Origin of the sequence: Sphingomonas sp. SRS2, from assembly GCF_000971055.1 — a bacterium.
In the GTDB taxonomy this organism is placed as follows: domain Bacteria; phylum Pseudomonadota; class Alphaproteobacteria; order Sphingomonadales; family Sphingomonadaceae; genus Rhizorhabdus.
Window position 1 is genome coordinate 12,406 of the sequence record NZ_LARW01000050.1, and the last position, 16,826, is coordinate 29,231.

Here is a 16,826-nt window from a genome sequence, read left to right on the forward strand (position 1 = left end):
ATAGGGCAAGGATGAAGCCATGATGCGCGGTCGCCGGGTACATATCAGGCGCGGCATCCCCGCGCGGGCCGTCGCGCCCAACGCCGTGACCGCGCTTGCCCTGTGCTCGGGCCTCACCGGGGTGCGCTTCGCGATTGCCGGGGACTGGGAACGGGCTTTGTTCGCGATCCTGATCGCCGGCATACTCGACGGCCTCGACGGCCGGATCGCGCGGCTGCTGAAGGGCGAAAGCCGCTTCGGTGCGGAGCTTGATTCGCTGTCGGACGTAATCGCCTTCGGCGTTTCGCCCGCGATCATCATGTTTCTCTGGTCGCTGAACGAGATTCCGCGCTTTGGATGGATATTCGCGCTCGGTTATGCGGTCTGCGCCGCGCTGCGCCTCGCTCGCTTCAACGCCTCGATCGACAGCGCCGAGCATCCGCGCAAGACCGCCGGCTTCCTGACCGGCGTTCCCGCGCCGACCGGGGCGGGAATGATGCTCCTGCCGGTGGCGATGTGGCTGTGGAGCGGTCTCGACATCTTCCGCGATCCCTATTTCATCTGCGGATGGGCAGCGCTGATCGGTTTCCTGATGATTTCGGACCTCGCGACCTACAGCTGGTCGTCACTCCATATCTCGCGCGCCTGGCGACTGCCGGCGCTGTTGCTTGTGGCGATGGCCGGCGCGGCGCTGTTCACCGCGCCCTGGCATACGCTCAGCTTCCTGATGCTGTTCTACCTTGTAACGATTCCCTTCAGCGCCTTCGCCTATGGCCGGGTCAGGCGGCAGCGCGCAGCGCCTGTCGCGCCGCAGGCTGCACCGGGCGAATGATCCGGACGCGCGGCTCGCGCGTCGACTGCAGCGGGGGCATCGGTGCGGGATCAATACCGAGCGCGCGCAGGATATAGGGAAGCTCGGCCTTTACTGTGGCAGCGATAGCCACAACCGAGACGGCCAAAACTCCGGAGAACAAAACAAGACTAAAAAACTGAAGCATGAGTCTTCATCCTTTGTCGTCCGTTCCCAACGGCTCGGCGATTCCTGTGCCGAAAAGCGCTTGAAACGGTGTGCCGTTCCTGATGTTCACTATTTGTTCTGGACTGTCAACCCTTGATTTTGCACGGCGGGTCGCATAAAGGCGCGTCCATTCCACATGTGGGGCACATAATCCGGTGCCGGGTTTCCCGGTTCCCGCCCCGCAGAGGTTCAACCGGGTAAGGAGAAAATCCTATGGCGGCTCCCACCGTCTCCATGCAGGCGTTGCTCGACGCCGGCGCACATTTCGGCCACCAGACTCACCGCTGGAATCCGAAAATGAAGCCGTATCTCTTCGGAGACCGCAATGGCGTTCATATCATCGACCTCTCGCAGACCGTGCCGCTGTTCGCGCGTGCGCTCGAGTTCGTCGCACAGACCGTCCAGAATGGCGGCAAGGTTCTGTTCGTCGGAACCAAGCGCCAGGCGCAGGAGCCGATCGCAGAGGCCGCGCGCCGTTCGGGTCAGCATTATGTCAACCATCGCTGGCTGGGCGGCATGCTCACCAACTGGAAGACGATCTCCGGATCGATCAAGCGCTTCAAGGCGCTGGAAGAGCAGCTGTCGGGCGACACTCACGGCCTGACCAAGAAGGAAGTCCTTCAGCTCACCCGTGAGCGCGACAAGTTCGAGCTTTCGCTCGGCGGCATCCGCGACATGAACGGTATCCCGGACGTCATGTTCGTGATCGACGCCAACAAGGAAGAGCTGGCGATCAAGGAAGCCAACACGCTTGGTATCCCGGTTGTCGCGATCCTCGATTCGAACGTCAGCCCCGACGGCATCGCCTTTCCGGTGCCCGCCAATGACGACGCCGCCCGCGCCATCCGTCTCTATTGCGAGTCGATTGCCGAGGCAGCGACCCGCGGTGGCACCGAAGCGCGCCAGTCGCGTGGTGAAGACATCGGCGCGGCTGTCGTGCCGCCCGTCGAGACGGCAATCGCGGCACCTGTTGCGGAACCGGCTGTCGCGGAAACCGCCGCAAGCTGATCCGGCTCCGGCCTGCTGGCCGGTGTCATAATCATGATACGATCGGGGGTGGGAGCGGGAACGTTCCTTCCCCCGTCCCGTAAGCAAGAAGGAAGAAGAATATGGCGGAGATCACCGCTGCTGCCGTCAAGGAACTGCGCGAGAAATCGGGCGCGGGCATGATGGACTGCAAGAAGGCGCTCACCGAGAACAACGGCGACATGGACGCCGCGATCGACTGGCTGCGCACGAAGGGCCTTGCCACTGCCGCCAAGAAGTCGAGCCGCACCGCGGCTGAGGGTCTGGTCGGCGTTGCCGTCGAGGGCACCCGCGGCGCCGCTGTCGAGGTCAATTCGGAAACCGATTTCGTCGCGAAGAACGAGCAGTTCCAGGATTTCGTCCGCACCGTCTCGGGGCTCGCGCTCAAGGCGGGTGACGACATCGCCGCGCTGGGCGCCGCCGCCTATCCGGGCGGCGAGGGCTCGGTCGTCGACAAGCTGACCGCGAACATCGCCACGATCGGCGAGAACCAGACGCTGCGCCGCGCGAAGATCGTCGAAGTGTCGAAGGGCGCGGTCGTGTCCTACATGCACAACGCCGTATCGCCCGGCCTCGGCAAGATCGGCGTTCTCGTCGCGCTTGAGGGCGATGCGCCCGTCGACGCGATGGAAGCGCTCGGAAAGCAGGTTGCGATGCATATCGCCGCAGCTTTCCCGCAGTCGCTGACCGAAGACGGCCTCGACCAGGCGGTTATCGAGCGCGAGCGCGCGATCGCCGCCGAGAAGGCCGCCGAGTCGGGCAAGCCCGCCGAGATCATCGAGAAGATGGTTCAGGGCGCGGTCGCCAAGTTCCGCAAGGAAAACGCGCTGCTCAGCCAGGTCTTCGTGATCGACAACAAGACCCCGATCGCGCAGGTCGTCGCCAATGCCGCCAAGGCAGCCGGCGGATCGATCACGCTCAAGGATTATGTTCGCTTCCAGCTCGGTGAAGGCATCGAGAAGGAAACCAGCGACTTCGCCGCCGAAGTCGCCGCGGCTGCCAAGGGCTGACGCCGAAATCAGGCCCGCCCTCCCGCCGAAAGCCGGGAGGGCGGGCCTTTTTCATGCACGCTTGGCAGGCTGCGATGCTATGCCTAAGGTGCCCCCGCTTCCTGTAACGAATGAGATCCGAACCCATGGACCGTCCGCGCTTCAAACGTATCCTGCTGAAGCTGTCGGGTGAGGTGTTGATGGGACAGGGCCAGTTTGGGATCGATCCCGACACGGTCGCCCGGGTTGCCCGTGAGATCGCCGATGTCGCCGAAAATTACGAGCTGTGCCTCGTCGTCGGCGGGGGCAATATCTTCCGTGGGCTGGCGGCGGCCGCCAAGGGATTCGACCGGACCAGCGCCGATTATATGGGAATGCTCGCCACGGTGATGAACGCGCTCGCGGTTCAGAATGCGCTCGAGCAGATCGGCGTCGACACCCGCGTCCAGTCGGCCATTCCGATGAGTACGGTGTGCGAGCCCTTCATCCGCCGCCGCGCCGAACGGCACCTCGACAAGGGACGGATCGTGATCTTCGCGGCGGGCACCGGCAATCCCTATTTCACGACCGACAGCGCGGCCGCCCTGCGCGCCGCCGAGATGCGTTGCGATGCGCTGTTCAAGGGTACCTCGGTCGACGGGGTCTATGATGCCGATCCCAAGAAGGTGCCCGATGCCAAGCGCTACGACACCGTCACGTTCAACCGCGTCCTCGCTGACGACCTGAAGGTCATGGATGCGAGCGCCGTCGCGCTGTGCCGCGACAACAATATTCCGATCGTGGTATTCAACATCCGGGAGCAGGGCAATCTGGCCCAAGTGCTCGCCGGATCGGGCACCGCCACGACCGTCCAGAATTAAGGGAGACGAAGATGCCCGCTTTCGACAAGGCCGATCTTGAACGCCGCATGCATGGCGCGGTCGAGGCGCTGAAGAGCGACCTCATCGGCCTGCGCACCGGCCGCGCGTCGGTCAACCTGCTCGATCCGGTGACGGTCGAGGTATATGGCGCGCATATGCCGCTCAATCAGGCCGCCACCGTGACCGCGCCCGAACCGCGCATGTTGTCGGTGCAGGTGTGGGACAAGAGCAATGTCGGCCCGGTCGACAAGGCGATCCGGTCCGCCGGGCTCGGCCTCAATCCGATCATGGACGGTCAGACGCTGCGCATTCCGATCCCCGACCTGACCGAGGAGCGGCGCAAGGAACTCGCCAAGCTCGCCGGCCAATATGCCGAGAAGGCCCGCGTCGCCGCGCGCAATGTCCGCCGTGACGGCATGGACAATCTCAAGACCGACGAAAAGAAGGGCGAGATCAGCGAAGACGACCGCAAGCGCCGCGAGACCGAGGTTCAGAAGCTGACCGACAGCACGATCGCTGAGATCGATGCGGCGGCGGGCGCCAAGGAAAAGGAAATCCTCGGCAAGTGACCGGCCTTTCGGCCAGCCCTGCTCCAACCGCCGTCGCGACGACGGCCACCGGCCCGCGCCATGTCGCGATCATCATGGATGGCAATGGACGTTGGGCCAAGCGCCGCTTCCTGCCGCGCGTGGCCGGACACCGGGCCGGCGCCGAAGCGGTGCGGGTCACGGTCAAGGCGGCGGCGGACATGGGGCTTCAGGCGCTGACACTCTATGCCTTCTCTTCGGAGAACTGGCGCCGATCGAGCGAGGAAGTCTCGGACCTGATGGGGCTGTTGCGCCATTATCTGCGCAAGGAAGTCGCCGAACTCGACCGCAACGGCATAAGGTTACGCACGATCGGCGACATAAGCGGGCTCGAGGGCGATCTGATCGACCTCGTCCGCGATGGCGTCGAGCGTACCAAGGACAATCGGCGGCTCGATTTCGTGCTCGCGCTCAACTATGGCGCGCAGGACGAGATGGTCCGCGCGATCCGCGATATCGCGCTCGCTGTCCGGTCGGGAGCAATGGCCCCCGAAGATATCGATCCGACCACGATCGAGGCGCGCCTCGACACGAGCGACTTGCCGCCGCTCGACCTGCTGATCCGGACCTCGGGTGAGCGCCGCCTGTCCAATTTCCTGCTGTGGCAGGCCGCTTATGCCGAACTGCTGTTCGTCGACACGCTGTGGCCCGATTTCGACGGCAAGGCGCTGGCCGCGGCGATCGCGGACTTCGGCACCCGGGAACGCCGCTTCGGCGGACGATAAGCCGGCGATGAGCAAGGCGGCGACCTCCGAACTGCAATTGCGCGCCCTGTCAGGGGTCGTGATGGTCGCGATCGCGCTGACCGCGCTGTGGCTGGGCGGAGTCGCTTTCTGGGCGCTCGTGTCGCTGCTCTCCGTGCTGATGATGGCCGAATGGGCGACGATGGCGCAGGCCTCTCGCTGGCAGATCGCCCTGGCGGCGCTGCTGACAGGCGGGCTGATGATCGCCGCGCTCGCCTTCGCCGATCCTGCCAACATCGCCATCTATCAGGATCAACTGATTGCGCAGACCTTCGAACTTACCGGCCTTGGCGCGATCCTTCTCGCTGTGATTAGCTTTCGGGCGCGGCTCGGCGCGGGGCTGCTCTATGCGGTATTGCCAGCGGTTGGGCTGATCTTCCTGCGCGAGCAGCCGGGGCAGGGGCTAATGCTGGCTCTCTGGACACTGGTGATCGTGTGGGCGACCGACATCGGCGCCTATTTCGCGGGCAGGGCGATCGGCGGTCCCAAGCTCGCGCCAAAGCTGAGCCCAAACAAGACCTGGGCCGGCCTTATCGGTGGCATGGCGGCGGCGCTGCTAACCGGCGCGGGCATCGCCTGGCTGGGTGGATTGCCGCTCGCCTGCTGGATCGCGGGCGCTCCGCTCGCGGTCGCCGCACAAATGGGCGACCTGTTCGAAAGCTGGCTCAAGCGCCGCTCGGGCGTGAAGGACAGCGGCAAGCTGCTGCCTGGCCATGGCGGCGTGCTCGATCGGCTCGACGGACTGGTTCCCGTCGCGTTGCTGGTCGCCGCCGGCGTGGCGACGGGTCTGATATGAGCGTGCGGACCATCTCGATCCTCGGCGCTACCGGATCAATCGGCACCTCGACGCTTGATCTGATCGAACGCGAGCCCGATCGCTTCCAGGTCGCGGCGCTGACCGCGCAACGCGACGTGGCGGGCCTCGCGCAGGCGGCGCGGCGGACGAGCGCGAAGCTCGCGGTGATCGGTGACGCCTCGCTTCATGGTGCCCTCAGGGACGCATTGGCGGGTACCGGCACCGCCGTCGCGGCGGGGGAGGCGGCCATCGTCGAGGCGGCCGGGCAGGGCGCTGATTGGACGATGGCGGCGATCGTCGGGATAGCCGGGCTGAAGTCCACCATGGCGGCGCTCCAATGCGGCGGGACGGTGGCGCTGGCGAACAAGGAATCGCTGGTATCGGCCGGGGCGTTGGTGACGGACGCGGCCAAGGCCAGCGGGGCAACGCTGCTGCCGGTCGATTCCGAGCATAATGCGGTGTTTCAGTGTTTCGATCATGCAGCGCCCGGCAGCATCCGCAAGGTGACGCTGACCGCGAGCGGCGGGCCGTTCCGCGACTGGAGCATCGAGGCGATGCGTGCGGCGACACCGGCGCAGGCGGTCAAGCATCCCAACTGGTCGATGGGCGCGAAGATATCGGTCGATAGCGCGACGCTGATGAACAAGGGGCTTGAGCTGATCGAGGCCTATCACCTTTTTCCGCTGTCGCCGGAGAGCTTTGACGCGATCATCCACCCGCAATCGGTGGTCCATGCGCTGGTGGACTATATCGACGGCTCGGTGCTGGCGCAGTTGGGATCGCCCGACATGCGCACGCCGATCGCGCATTGCCTCGCCTGGCCCCAGCGTATGGCGACGCCATGCCGGCCACTCGATCTCGCGGCGATCGGCCGGCTCGATTTCATGGCGCCCGATACCGATCGTTTCCCGGCACTGGCGATCGCCCGCGACGTGCTGACGGCGGGGGGCGCCCGGCCGGCCATCCTCAATGCTGCCAATGAGGTGGCGGTAGCCGCCTTCCTGGCAGGACAGATCGGCTTTCTCGACATCGCGTTAATCGTACGGAAGGTGTTGGATCGTTATGATCCGCTGGCCCCGGCCTCGATCGATGACGTGTTCGCGATCGATGCCGAAGCCCGCAGATCCGCGCGGGCGGCGATGGAGATTATCACGGCGTGACAGATAGTCCTGGTATCATCTTCACTATCCTTGCTTTTTTGCTCGTTATCGGGCCGCTGATCTTTGTCCATGAACTGGGCCATTATCTGGTCGGCCGCTGGTGCGGCGTGAAAGCGGACGCCTTCTCTATCGGCTTTGGTCGGGAGATTGCCGGCTATACCGATTCGCGCGGCACCCGCTGGAAGCTCGGCTGGATACCGATGGGCGGCTATGTGAAGTTCGCCGGGGACATGAATCCGGCAAGCCAGCCCACAGCCGAATGGCTCGCCCTGCCCGAGGAGGAGCGCGCGCAGACCTTCCAGGCCAAGGCGGTGTGGCAGCGTTTCCTGATCGTCTTCGCCGGGCCACTGACCAACTTCCTTGTCGCGATCGGTATCTTCATGGCCTTTTTCGCGGCCTATGGGGTGCCGAAGACCCCGCCGGTCTTTTCGGCGGTTATCGAAGGCTCGCCCGCGGATAAGGCCGGATTCAAACCCGGCGACCGGGTCGTCGCGATCCAGGGGCGTCCGGTCGATACTTTCGACGACCTCGCCGAAATGATCCGTTTCAGGCCGCAAGAGGCGCTGCGCATCGACATCGTCCGCGGCGAAGCGGCGCAGACGCTCTCGGTCGTGACCGCCGCCGATATCGAGCGCGATCGCTTCGGCAACGAATTCCGCAAGGGCACGATCGGCGTGATGTCGGGCGAGCAGGTGGTAGAGCCGGTGTCGTTGCTCCGGCTGCCGGTCGAAGCAACGAAACAGACTTTCAACGTCGTTCGCACGATGATCGATACGCTCGGCCAGATCATCACTGGCCGCCGTTCGGTCAAGGAACTGGGCGGGCCGATCAAGATCGCCCAGGTCTCGGGCCAGCAGGCTTCGCTGGGCCTGCTAAACTTCGTCATGCTGATGGCGCTCATTTCGATTAATCTCGGATTCATCAACCTGTTGCCAATCCCCATGCTCGACGGAGGCCATCTGGTCTTCTATCTATTCGAGGGTCTGGCACGCCGGCCTGTGCCGGAAAAGGCGATGGAATGGGCGTTTCGATCGGGTTTGGCGGTACTATTGTCCTTCATGGTCTTCGTTACGCTGAACGATATTCTCTCGCTGGGTGCTCTCTAGAAGCTTGCCGGGTTGATCGGCTGAGCTTGTTGGGGCAGTGCATGCTCACGCGTCCGTGAACGGGACGCAGGGATTTAATGAAGGCGGGGAACGCGTGACGGCGACGACGGCGAATTTCAATCGGACGCGGATTCTATCGGCGCTCCTCGTCGGCACGATGCTCGGCGGCATGGCTCAACCGCTTTTGGCGCAGGAGGCGGCTTCGATCGCGCCGGCTCCGGTGACGCCCGCCCCGGCGGGCTCGGGCATTATCAAATCGGTGAACGTGGCTGGTTCGGAGCGTCTCGAGTCCGACACGGTCCGTTCCTACGTCAAGCTGACCCCCGGAGAGGCCTACACCCGTGAGGCGCTCGACGAGGCGCTGAAGGATCTCTACGCCACCGAATTATTCGCCGATGTCCAGGTGCGCGATGATGGCGCGGGCAACATCACGCTGCAGGTTCGCGAGAACCCGGTGATCAACCGGATCGTGCTGGAGGGCAACAAGCGCCTCAAGGCCGAGAAGATCAATCCCGAGATCAAGCTCGCGCCGCGCCAGATATTCACCCGGTCGAAGGTCCGCGCCGACGTCAACCGGATCATCGAGCTGTATCGCCGCCAGGGCCGCTTCGCCGCGACGATCGAGCCCAAGATGGTTTTGCTCGACCAGAACCGCGTCGACATCATCTTCGAGATCCATGAGGGCGCGAAGTCCAAGGTTCGCAAGATCAACATCATCGGCAACGAGAAATTCTCGGATGGCCGGCTGCGCGGCGAAATGGCGACGAAGCAGACCGGGCTCACCAAGATTTTCTCGTCGGGCACCAGCTATGACCCCGACCGCATGTCCTACGATCAGCAGAAGATGCGGCAGTTCTACCTGACCGAAGGCTATGCCGATTTCCGCGTCGTTTCGGCGGTTGCCGAGCTGACGCCGGACCGCAAGGACTTCATCATCACCTATGTGGTCGAGGAGGGCTCGCGCTACAAATTCGGCGACGTCGATCTCGAAAGCGAAATCCGCGACATCAAGGCGGAGACCTTCAAGCATCTCCTGCCGATGAAGAAGGGCGACTGGTACAACGCGAAGCTGGTCGAGGACACCGTCGACTCGATTACCGAGACGACCGGCCTGTTCGGCTTCACCCCGGACGTCCGCCCCGATTTCACGCGCGACAAGGACGACCTCACCATGGGCGTCGTCTTCAAGATCAACCAGGCGCCGCGCGTCTATGTCGAGCGGATCGACATCAACGGCAACACCCACACCAAGGACAAGGTGGTCCGCCGCGAGTTCCGCCTGTCCGAGGGCGACGCCTTCAACAGCTTCAAGGTCAAGCGTTCGCGCGACCGTATTCAGTCGCTCGGCTTCTTCCAGGAGAAGCTCGAGATCGAGCAGAAGCCGGGTTCGGCGCCCGACCGGGTCGTGCTGGAGGCCAATGTCGAAGAGAAGTCCACCGGCGAGTTGCAGGTGTCGGCGGGCTATTCGAGCCTTGAGAAGTTCATCGTCGACCTCTCGATCCGCGAGCGCAACTTCATGGGCAAGGGCCAGGAAGTCCGCGCCGGCGTCAGCTATTCGACCTATTCGAAATCAGTCGAGCTGGGTTTCACCGAACCCTATATCTTCGACAAGAACATCGCGGTCGGCTTCGACATCTTCCGGCGCGACTACAACTCGTTCCAATATGGCACCGGCGGCGATCGCAACACGACCTATGAGCAGTCGACGACGGGCTTCCAGGTCCGCGCCGGCGTTCCGCTGACCGAGTTCATCACCATGGCGGTGCGCTACGGGCTCAGCTATGACGATGTCTCGCTGAACAAGTTCACCTATTATTCCGATACCAATAACGATGGTCTTCGCGACTCGTGCGATCCGCTGATCGCCGGCCGCTATCTGTGCGACGCGATCGGTAAGCGGATCACCTCGTCGGTCGGTTATTCGCTGGTGTTCGACAATCTGAACAACCGCATTCGCCCGACGCGCGGCCAGCGCGCGGTGTTGAGCCAGGATTTCGCCGGTCTGGGCGGCGAGGTCCGCTATATCAAGACCGCATTCGAAGCGACCAAATATTGGGGCGTCGGCAGCGGCTTCGTCTTCTCGGCCGGCCTTGAGGGCGGCTATATCAAGGGTCTGGGGCAGGCGATCCGGCTCACCGACCGCTTCTTCCTGGGCGAGCCCGACATGCGCGGCTTCGGCATTCGCGGCGTCGGTCCGCGCGTGAAGCGCTCCTTCTATGATAGCGTGAACGGCACTTTTCCGGACGACAAGGACAACACCACCGACGACGCGCTGGGCGGCAACGCCTATTACCGTGGGCGGCTCGAACTCGAAATCCCATTGGGCAATGGTGCGCGCGAACTCGGTCTGCGGCCTTCGATCTTCCTTGATGCCGGCGCGGTGTTCGGTGTGAGCAAGCCGGCGCTGACGGTGCCGGGAACTGCGGGCTATCCCTTCACGGTGGACGCGAACGGCAAATATCTGCCGATCCAGCGGGCACAGCTCGATAGCAAGGGGCGTCAAATCTACGTTGTGGCGGACGGCCAGCCTAATGCCGGTTTGACCACACTTTGCATGGCGGGCTATTCGTCCACGGCAAACGGTTCGTGTGGCGGTAATTTGAACGTGACGAACACGGCGCTCTTTCAGCCGATCACGCCATTCCGCGAAGACTTCCTCGGTGACAGCGCCAAGCCGCGCGTGTCGGTCGGTTTCGGCGTCAACTGGAACTCGCCTTTCGGCCCGTTCCGCATCGACGTGGCCAAAGTCCTTCTCAAGGAGAAGGGCGACAACACCAAATTATTCACATTCAACGTAGGGACACAATTCTGATGAAATCCTTTCTGAAGACGGCCGCCCTGGCGGCCGGGATCGCGCTCGTGCCCGCAGCCGCGAATGCGCAGGCCGCCGCGGCCCCCGCAGCAGCTATCAACACCGGCGTCGCAGTTGCTAATCTCGAGGCCGCACTGGTCAATTCGGCAGCCTATAAGGCGGCGATCGCCCAGATCCAGACCACCTATAAGGCGCAGATCACGGCGTTCCAGACGCGGCAGACCGCGCTGCAGAACGAGATGACCCCGCTGCGCACCGAGATCGAAAATCTCCAGAAGAACCCGGCGACGCCGAAGGCGACGCTCGACGCGAAGGTCAACGCCTTCCAGTCCCGCGCCCAGAACGCACAGGCCGAACTGCAGCGCCTGACGCTGCCCTTCGCTCGTCCCGAGGCCTATGTGAAGGAGCAGATCGGCAACAAGATCGAGCAGGCTCTCAAGGCCGCGATGTCGGCCAAGAAGGTCGGCGTCGTGCTGGCCCCCGAAGCGGTGGTCGCGGTGCAGGGCGCATCGGACATCACCCTCGACGTCGTGACCCAGCTCAACGCGCTGGTACCGAGCGCATCGGTCACGCCGCCGGCCAACTGGCAGCCCGGTCAGGCCGATCAGCCTGCCGCCGCACCCGCAGGACGCTGATCCGTCCTGATATGAGCGACGTCGAAGCTCCGAAGACGCTGGGCCCGCTGGATGTCCGGCGGGTCATGGCCGCCTTGCCGCACCGCTATCCCATGCTCCTCGTCGATCGCGTCGAGGAGCTTGTGGTGAACGAGCGCATATCGGCGATCAAGGCGGTCACGATCAACGAAGAGTTCTTCCAGGGCCATTTCCCCGGAAGGCCGATCATGCCCGGCGTCCTGATCGTCGAGGCGCTGGCGCAGGCCGCCGGCGTCCTGGCCGTGGAATCGCTGGGGCTCGCCGGCACCGGCAAGCTCGTCTATTTCATGGCGATCGACGAAGCGAAGTTCCGTGCGCCGGTCGAACCCGGCGTGCTGCTGCGTCTTGAGGTCGCCTTCGTCCAGAAGCGCTCCAGCGTCTGCAAGTTCGAGGGCAAGGCCTATGTCGGCGACAAGCTCGCCGCGCAGGCGAGTTTCACCGCGATGATCGCGGATCCGCCCAAGGAATAATCGCTCCGGCGAACCTTGCCTTATCGCGGTGCAGCCTGTAGGGGCGGCGCTTCGCTTTCCGGGCTGGTTGGAACCAGCCGCAATTTCGGAGCCAGACGACGATGAAAAAAGATATCCATCCCGATTATCACCGGATCACGGTGCAGCTGACCGACGGCACCACCTATGCCACGCGTTCGACCTACGGCAAGGAAGGCGACACGCTTCAGCTCGACATCGATCCTTCGGTGCACCCCGCCTGGACCGGCGGCCGCGGCTCGATGCTCGACACGGGCGGCCAGGTTGCCCGCTTCAACAAGCGCTTCGGCGGTCTGTCGCTCGGCAAGAAATAAGCCGGCGTTCCTTCGGACACATGGATGGTCGGGCGATTGCCCGGCCATTTTCATTTTCAGGACGGGTGCATGGCGGTCGATTTCTATCGCCGGATCCGGGTTCGGCTCTTTTGGGGGCTGACGGCATTCGCCTATGTGGCGGCGATCATGCCCGGCGAAGATGCGCCCGACTTTCGGGCCGGCGACAAGACCAATCACATCATCGCATTTCTGGTGCTGACGCTGGTCGGTCGGACCGCCTATCGCCGAAAGCCTGCATGGCTGCTGGCTTCGGGGCTGTCGCTGTTCGGCATAGTGATCGAGCTCACCCAGGCGATACCCGTGTTCCAGCGCGACGCGAGCGTCTGGGACTGGCTGGCCGACAGCAGCGCGATTCTAGTCGCGCTGGGGATCGCGATTCTCACCGAGAAGCGCTTCCCGCGCCCGTTTGCTACCTAATCCCAATGATGCGGCCCCGGCACCCGTCTTGGGGCCGCGCACTCCGCCGGTTGTGACCGCGTCAGTCCTTCGCAGTCCCGGCAACGGCTCGTCGCATAGTCGTTACGCGCAAGATTCCATTAACTTAGCGGCAATCTTGCAGCGATAACTCGAATCCCGCCGGATTGAACGGCCAGACCTAGTCAAATCAGATCGACAAAACGCCCGGCGTCCTTGGCGCGGCGCCGGACCGGAAGACGTGCGGCCGACGCACGGAGAAAGGCAATGCAATGGCCTATCTGAACTATTTCGGGCAGACGATGCCCACGACGCCGTGGTCGTCCAACGTCATCACCGGCAGCACGTCGGCCGGAAGTGCCGGCACCACGCTCTACGGCACCGCAGGCAGCGACAATATCGAGCCGAAGGCGGTGTTGAACCTCGCCGGGGGCGCGGGCAGCGATGGCTATCAATATGTCACGACGGCAACCCGGGTGAACGAACTGGCGGGGCAGGGCACCGACACGCTGTTCGTGATCAACGACTATGCCATGCCCGACAATGTCGAAAATTTGACGATCTGGTATGCACGCGCCGTCATCGGCAACAGCCTTGGCAATCTGATCATCGGCAGCAGTGGCAGCCAGACGATCAACGGTGGGGGCGGTAACGACCTGTTGCAAGGAAAGGGCGGCAATGACGTTTTCCGGTTTGACGCCGGCTCGGGCCATGACGTCATTTCGGACTTCGTCACGTCAGGCAGCGACGCTGACATGGTGCGGCTGGCGGGTTATGGCCACTATACCAGCCTGGCGCAAATCAAGGCGGCGATGACACAGAGCGGCGGCGACGTGATTCTCCAGCTCGATGGCGACGATGCAATAAAATTCACCGGACGAAGCATCGCCGATTTCCAAGAATCGAATTTCGAGCTGGGCATCGACCGCAGCATATTAAAGCTCACCTTCAACGAGGATTTCGACTCGCTGAGCCTGTGGAACGGTGCGACAGGCGTCTGGCGGACAAATTTCGGCAATGACTATAATCCGGACGCATTGAGCACGCGGACGCTCAACGACGAGCGCGAAATATATATCGATCCGATGATGAAGGGGACGGGTGTCAGCCCGATCGGTGTCAGCCCCTTCTCGCTCAGCAACGGCGTGCTGACCATCACCGCCTCGCCGACGCCCGAGCATTTGCGGCCTGTGCTCTACGACATGGATTATGTGTCGGGCCTGCTGACGACACGTCAGAGCTTTGCGCAGCAATATGGCTATTTCGAAGCGCGCATGGACGTGCCCGATGGCAAGGGTATGTGGCCGGCATTCTGGCTATTGCCCGCCGATGGCGACTGGCCGCCCGAAATCGACGTGATGGAGAATTATGGCGGGGCGCAAACGAGCTTCACCGTGCACAGCGATGCGAGCGGCACGCATAGCGAGGCCTATGCGTTCGATTTCGATCCGAAGGTCGCCCAAGGCTTTCACACCTACGGCGTGCTGTGGAGCGAGGAGAAGATCGTCTGGTACCTCGACGGCGTCGAGATTTATGAACAGCCTACGCCGCCCGATCTGCACAAGCCGATGTATATGCTCCTCAACCTCGCCGTGGCCAAGGAGGCCGCACTCGGCATGACCGGGGAAGTGAAAATCGACTATGTGCGCGCCTATACGGTCGATCCCGCTCTCGCGAATGTCCAGAACCTGATCGGCAGTTCGGCCGACGACCGCTATACCGTCACCTCGAGCGGCGACCGGATCACCGAGCTCGCGGGGGGCGGGGTGGACAGCGTGACGGCCAGAGCCGACTATGTCCTGCCGGAGAATATCGAAAAGCTGACCCTGACGGATAACGCGGTCAGTGGCACCGGCAACGCCTCGGCAAACAGCATCACCGGCAATGTGCTCGACAACCGGCTTAGCGGGCTCGGCGGCAACGACACGATCAACGGCGGCGGCGGGGCAGACCTGATGACCGGCGGCGCCGGCAACGACAGCTATTATGTAGATCATTCCGGCGACCGGATCGTAGAGCAGGCTGGAGAGGGGACCGACAACGTCTCCGCCTCGGTGAATTACACCCTGTCGGCAAACGTCGAAAATCTGACGTTGACGGGAAGCGCGCTGCGCGGCGCCGGCAACGACGGCGCCAACTCGATCACCGGCAATGCCGCGAACAACGAATTGCTGGGCGGCGGCGGCAATGACATGCTCAAAGGTGGCGCGGGCGCCGACCGGATGATCGGCGAAACTGGCAATGACAATTATTATGTCGATGCCGCGGGCGATATGGTCATCGAACTATCCGGCGAAGGCACCGACAACGTCTTTTCGTCGATCGATGCGCTCCTCGCGGCGAATGTGGAGAATCTTACGCTGACGGGCGCCGCCCTGCGCGGTGCCGGCAACGATCGTCCCAATGCCCTGACCGGAAACGGACTCGACAATATCCTTGACGGGCTGGCGGGTAACGACACGCTCAAGGGCAATGCCGGCGCCGACGGGCTGAACGGCGGCGGTGGAAATGACCGTCTTTCGGGCGGGGCCGGCAGCGACCGGTTCATCTTCGAAATGGGCTTCGGCAAGGACGTCATCGATGATTTCGATATCAGCCAGGACAGGATCGACTGGAGCGCGCTGGCCGCCGCCGATATCCTGCCGGTGATCAGCGCGACCAGCGTCGGTTCGCTCGTCAGCTTCGGATCAGATAGTATCAGCTTCCTGGGCGTCGCGCCCGAGCAACTGCTCGAGCACGACATATTCTAGGATTTGTACGCCGCCGATCAGTCCTTCGCGGCGACGATGATGATCTCGACCTTGTAATCGGGCGTAGCGAGCCTGGCCTCGCCGGTGGCGCGGGCAGGGGCCTCGATGCCAGCGATCCAAGGATCCCACACCGCGTTCATCTCCGCGAAGTCGGCCATGTCGGCCAGCCAGATCGTCGCGGACAGGAGGTTCGCCTTGCTGCTTCCAGCGCGGGCGAGCAGCGCGTCGATCTGATCGAGCACAGCCTGCGTCTGTTCGCGGACCGGTGCGCCCGGGGCCGCAACCTGACCAGCCAGATAGATGGTGTCGTTGTGAATGACCGCCTGGCTCATCCTGGGGCCGCTGTCGAGGCGGGTGATCGTCATGGCTAATCCTTGAAAATGGTGGCGGAGAGGGTGGGATTCGAACCCACGGTGAGCTTGCACCCACGGCGGTTTTCAAGACCGCTGCCTTAAACCACTCGGCCACCTCTCCGGGTGTTACGTCCCTTGGATTTTCTAGGTTTTCGCGTCAACTGGATTCGCGGCGCAGGAGACGGGGAGGAGTGTGGGGTCTTATTTGGACAGGAAATCCTCACACAGGAGCCCGCACGGCGAGTACCCGCTATCGGTGGAAGTGGCTCTCAGATGAGATGTCGCCGATGCTCCTGTAACCGGCAGATCTTGGCCACTGCCCCCCCCCTTCGGTCCGATCTGGCGCGGAGTGTCGAAGAAGATCGAATTGCTGACAGTCCGCTTTCGACAGGGTTTGGGTGGAAAGCGGACTTGCGTCAACGTAAGATGCCCCATGAAATACCAAGGCGGCGAACTTTCGGAAACGCAGATTGGTGCCGGAGTGGCGGCAATGACGGGGGAGTTTAGCGGAGGTAAGGTGATGACCGCTCTTGAGCAGGCAGGCGTGGCCTGGATCGTCCCCGCCGCGAACACGCTCATCGCTCGGGAGGTCAAGGCAGGCCGGATATATCGCGTCACGCGCGGGTTATATAGGCAGGCTTAACGGCCGCTTTCAGGCACGGTGACTTGCTCCGGTGATACCGAACCCAGCAGATTTCACTCTGGTACTTCTAGATTTTTGGACTGGGTACTTTCAGATTTTGCCGGGGGCATCTGA

Annotated in this window: 16 protein-coding genes and 1 tRNA gene; 15 read left to right on the forward strand and 2 right to left on the reverse strand. The window is 63.2% G+C overall.

Annotation, left to right across the window (positions count from 1 at the left end; translation table 11 throughout):
* The first annotated feature begins 22 nt into the window (after window positions 1-22).
* From WP12_RS02980 to WP12_RS25180, 15 genes are all read left to right on the forward strand, one after another.
* Entirely contained in the window at window positions 23-811 is a 789-nt protein-coding gene (locus tag WP12_RS02980) for a CDP-alcohol phosphatidyltransferase family protein (RefSeq protein ID WP_046192301.1), read from the forward strand.
* Window positions 812-1,210: 399 nt separating this feature from the next.
* Window positions 1,211-2,005 carry a 30S ribosomal protein S2 gene (gene rpsB / locus WP12_RS02985; protein WP_046192280.1) on the forward strand — a complete coding sequence of 265 codons (795 nt, stop codon included), beginning with the start codon at window positions 1,211-1,213 and terminating at the stop codon, window positions 2,003-2,005.
* A gap of 101 nt (window positions 2,006-2,106) precedes the next feature.
* Window positions 2,107-3,033: a translation elongation factor Ts gene (gene tsf, locus WP12_RS02990; protein ID WP_046192281.1), complete on the forward strand. Its 927-nt coding sequence runs from the start codon at window positions 2,107-2,109 to the stop codon at window positions 3,031-3,033.
* Between the two features lie 125 nt (window positions 3,034-3,158).
* The gene (gene pyrH / locus WP12_RS02995) at window positions 3,159-3,872 is read left to right on the forward strand and encodes a UMP kinase (protein WP_046192282.1); all 714 of its coding nucleotides are present in this window, start codon (window positions 3,159-3,161) and stop codon (window positions 3,870-3,872) included.
* Between the two features lie 11 nt (window positions 3,873-3,883).
* On the forward strand, window positions 3,884-4,441 hold the full coding sequence (gene frr / locus WP12_RS03000) for a ribosome recycling factor (RefSeq protein WP_046192283.1): 558 nt from the start codon (window positions 3,884-3,886) through the stop codon (window positions 4,439-4,441).
* Window positions 4,442-4,515: 74 nt separating this feature from the next.
* Entirely contained in the window at window positions 4,516-5,184 is a 669-nt protein-coding gene (locus WP12_RS03005; RefSeq protein WP_235398923.1) for an isoprenyl transferase, read from the forward strand.
* A gap of 7 nt (window positions 5,185-5,191) precedes the next feature.
* The gene (locus WP12_RS03010) at window positions 5,192-5,998 is read left to right on the forward strand and encodes a phosphatidate cytidylyltransferase (protein WP_046192285.1); all 807 of its coding nucleotides are present in this window, start codon (window positions 5,192-5,194) and stop codon (window positions 5,996-5,998) included.
* A gap of 2 nt (window positions 5,999-6,000) precedes the next feature.
* On the forward strand, window positions 6,001-7,158 hold the full coding sequence (locus tag WP12_RS03015) for a 1-deoxy-D-xylulose-5-phosphate reductoisomerase (protein WP_046192302.1): 1,158 nt from the start codon (window positions 6,001-6,003) through the stop codon (window positions 7,156-7,158).
* Window positions 7,155-8,264: an RIP metalloprotease RseP gene (gene rseP, locus WP12_RS03020; protein WP_046192286.1), complete on the forward strand. Its 1,110-nt coding sequence runs from the start codon at window positions 7,155-7,157 to the stop codon at window positions 8,262-8,264. The genes WP12_RS03015 and rseP overlap by 4 nt, the downstream gene beginning before the upstream one ends.
* A gap of 94 nt (window positions 8,265-8,358) precedes the next feature.
* Window positions 8,359-11,076 (forward strand): outer membrane protein assembly factor BamA, encoded by a 2,718-nt coding sequence (bamA, locus tag WP12_RS03025; RefSeq protein ID WP_046192287.1) that lies wholly within the window; start codon window positions 8,359-8,361, stop codon window positions 11,074-11,076.
* A complete protein-coding gene (locus tag WP12_RS03030; RefSeq protein ID WP_046192288.1) occupies window positions 11,076-11,711 on the forward strand; it encodes an OmpH family outer membrane protein in 636 nt (211 codons plus the stop codon). Before bamA ends, WP12_RS03030 begins: the two co-directional genes overlap by 1 nt.
* Window positions 11,712-11,722: 11 nt before the next feature.
* Window positions 11,723-12,199: a 3-hydroxyacyl-ACP dehydratase FabZ gene (gene fabZ / locus WP12_RS03035; protein WP_046192289.1), complete on the forward strand. Its 477-nt coding sequence runs from the start codon at window positions 11,723-11,725 to the stop codon at window positions 12,197-12,199.
* Between the two features lie 101 nt (window positions 12,200-12,300).
* Complete coding sequence (rpmE, locus tag WP12_RS03040; RefSeq protein WP_046192290.1) at window positions 12,301-12,531, forward strand: 50S ribosomal protein L31; 231 nt, start codon at window positions 12,301-12,303, stop codon at window positions 12,529-12,531.
* Window positions 12,532-12,600: 69 nt separating this feature from the next.
* A complete protein-coding gene (locus tag WP12_RS03045; protein ID WP_046192291.1) occupies window positions 12,601-12,969 on the forward strand; it encodes a hypothetical protein in 369 nt (122 codons plus the stop codon).
* A gap of 269 nt (window positions 12,970-13,238) precedes the next feature.
* Window positions 13,239-15,716: a family 16 glycosylhydrolase gene (locus WP12_RS25180; RefSeq protein WP_052730169.1), complete on the forward strand. Its 2,478-nt coding sequence runs from the start codon at window positions 13,239-13,241 to the stop codon at window positions 15,714-15,716.
* 17 nt (window positions 15,717-15,733) lie between these two features.
* Here the strand turns inward: WP12_RS25180 and WP12_RS03055 are convergent, their stop codons facing one another.
* Together WP12_RS03055 and WP12_RS03060 are read right to left on the reverse strand one after the other, a co-directional pair.
* On the reverse strand, window positions 15,734-16,081 hold the full coding sequence (locus tag WP12_RS03055; RefSeq protein ID WP_046192292.1) for a RidA family protein: 348 nt from the start codon (window positions 16,079-16,081) through the stop codon (window positions 15,734-15,736).
* A gap of 19 nt (window positions 16,082-16,100) precedes the next feature.
* A tRNA-Ser gene (locus WP12_RS03060) sits at window positions 16,101-16,190 on the reverse strand.
* Window positions 16,191-16,826: the final 636 nt, after the last annotated feature.

Coding starts and splice junctions, on each gene's coding strand:
- WP12_RS03005 (WP_235398923.1), top strand. CDS start 4,516: ATGGATGGCAATGGACGTTGGGCCAAGCGCCGCTTCCTGCCGCGCGTG.
- WP12_RS25180 (WP_052730169.1), top strand. CDS start 13,239: ATGGCCTATCTGAACTATTTCGGGCAGACGATGCCCACGACGCCGTGG.
- WP12_RS02980 (WP_046192301.1), top strand. CDS start 23: ATGCGCGGTCGCCGGGTACATATCAGGCGCGGCATCCCCGCGCGGGCC.
- rpsB (WP_046192280.1), top strand. CDS start 1,211: ATGGCGGCTCCCACCGTCTCCATGCAGGCGTTGCTCGACGCCGGCGCA.
- WP12_RS03030 (WP_046192288.1), top strand. CDS start 11,076: ATGAAATCCTTTCTGAAGACGGCCGCCCTGGCGGCCGGGATCGCGCTC.
- frr (WP_046192283.1), top strand. CDS start 3,884: ATGCCCGCTTTCGACAAGGCCGATCTTGAACGCCGCATGCATGGCGCG.
- fabZ (WP_046192289.1), top strand. CDS start 11,723: ATGAGCGACGTCGAAGCTCCGAAGACGCTGGGCCCGCTGGATGTCCGG.
- WP12_RS03010 (WP_046192285.1), top strand. CDS start 5,192: ATGAGCAAGGCGGCGACCTCCGAACTGCAATTGCGCGCCCTGTCAGGG.
- pyrH (WP_046192282.1), top strand. CDS start 3,159: ATGGACCGTCCGCGCTTCAAACGTATCCTGCTGAAGCTGTCGGGTGAG.
- tsf (WP_046192281.1), top strand. CDS start 2,107: ATGGCGGAGATCACCGCTGCTGCCGTCAAGGAACTGCGCGAGAAATCG.
- rpmE (WP_046192290.1), top strand. CDS start 12,301: ATGAAAAAAGATATCCATCCCGATTATCACCGGATCACGGTGCAGCTG.
- WP12_RS03055 (WP_046192292.1), bottom strand. CDS start 16,081: ATGACGATCACCCGCCTCGACAGCGGCCCCAGGATGAGCCAGGCGGTC.
- WP12_RS03045 (WP_046192291.1), top strand. CDS start 12,601: ATGGCGGTCGATTTCTATCGCCGGATCCGGGTTCGGCTCTTTTGGGGG.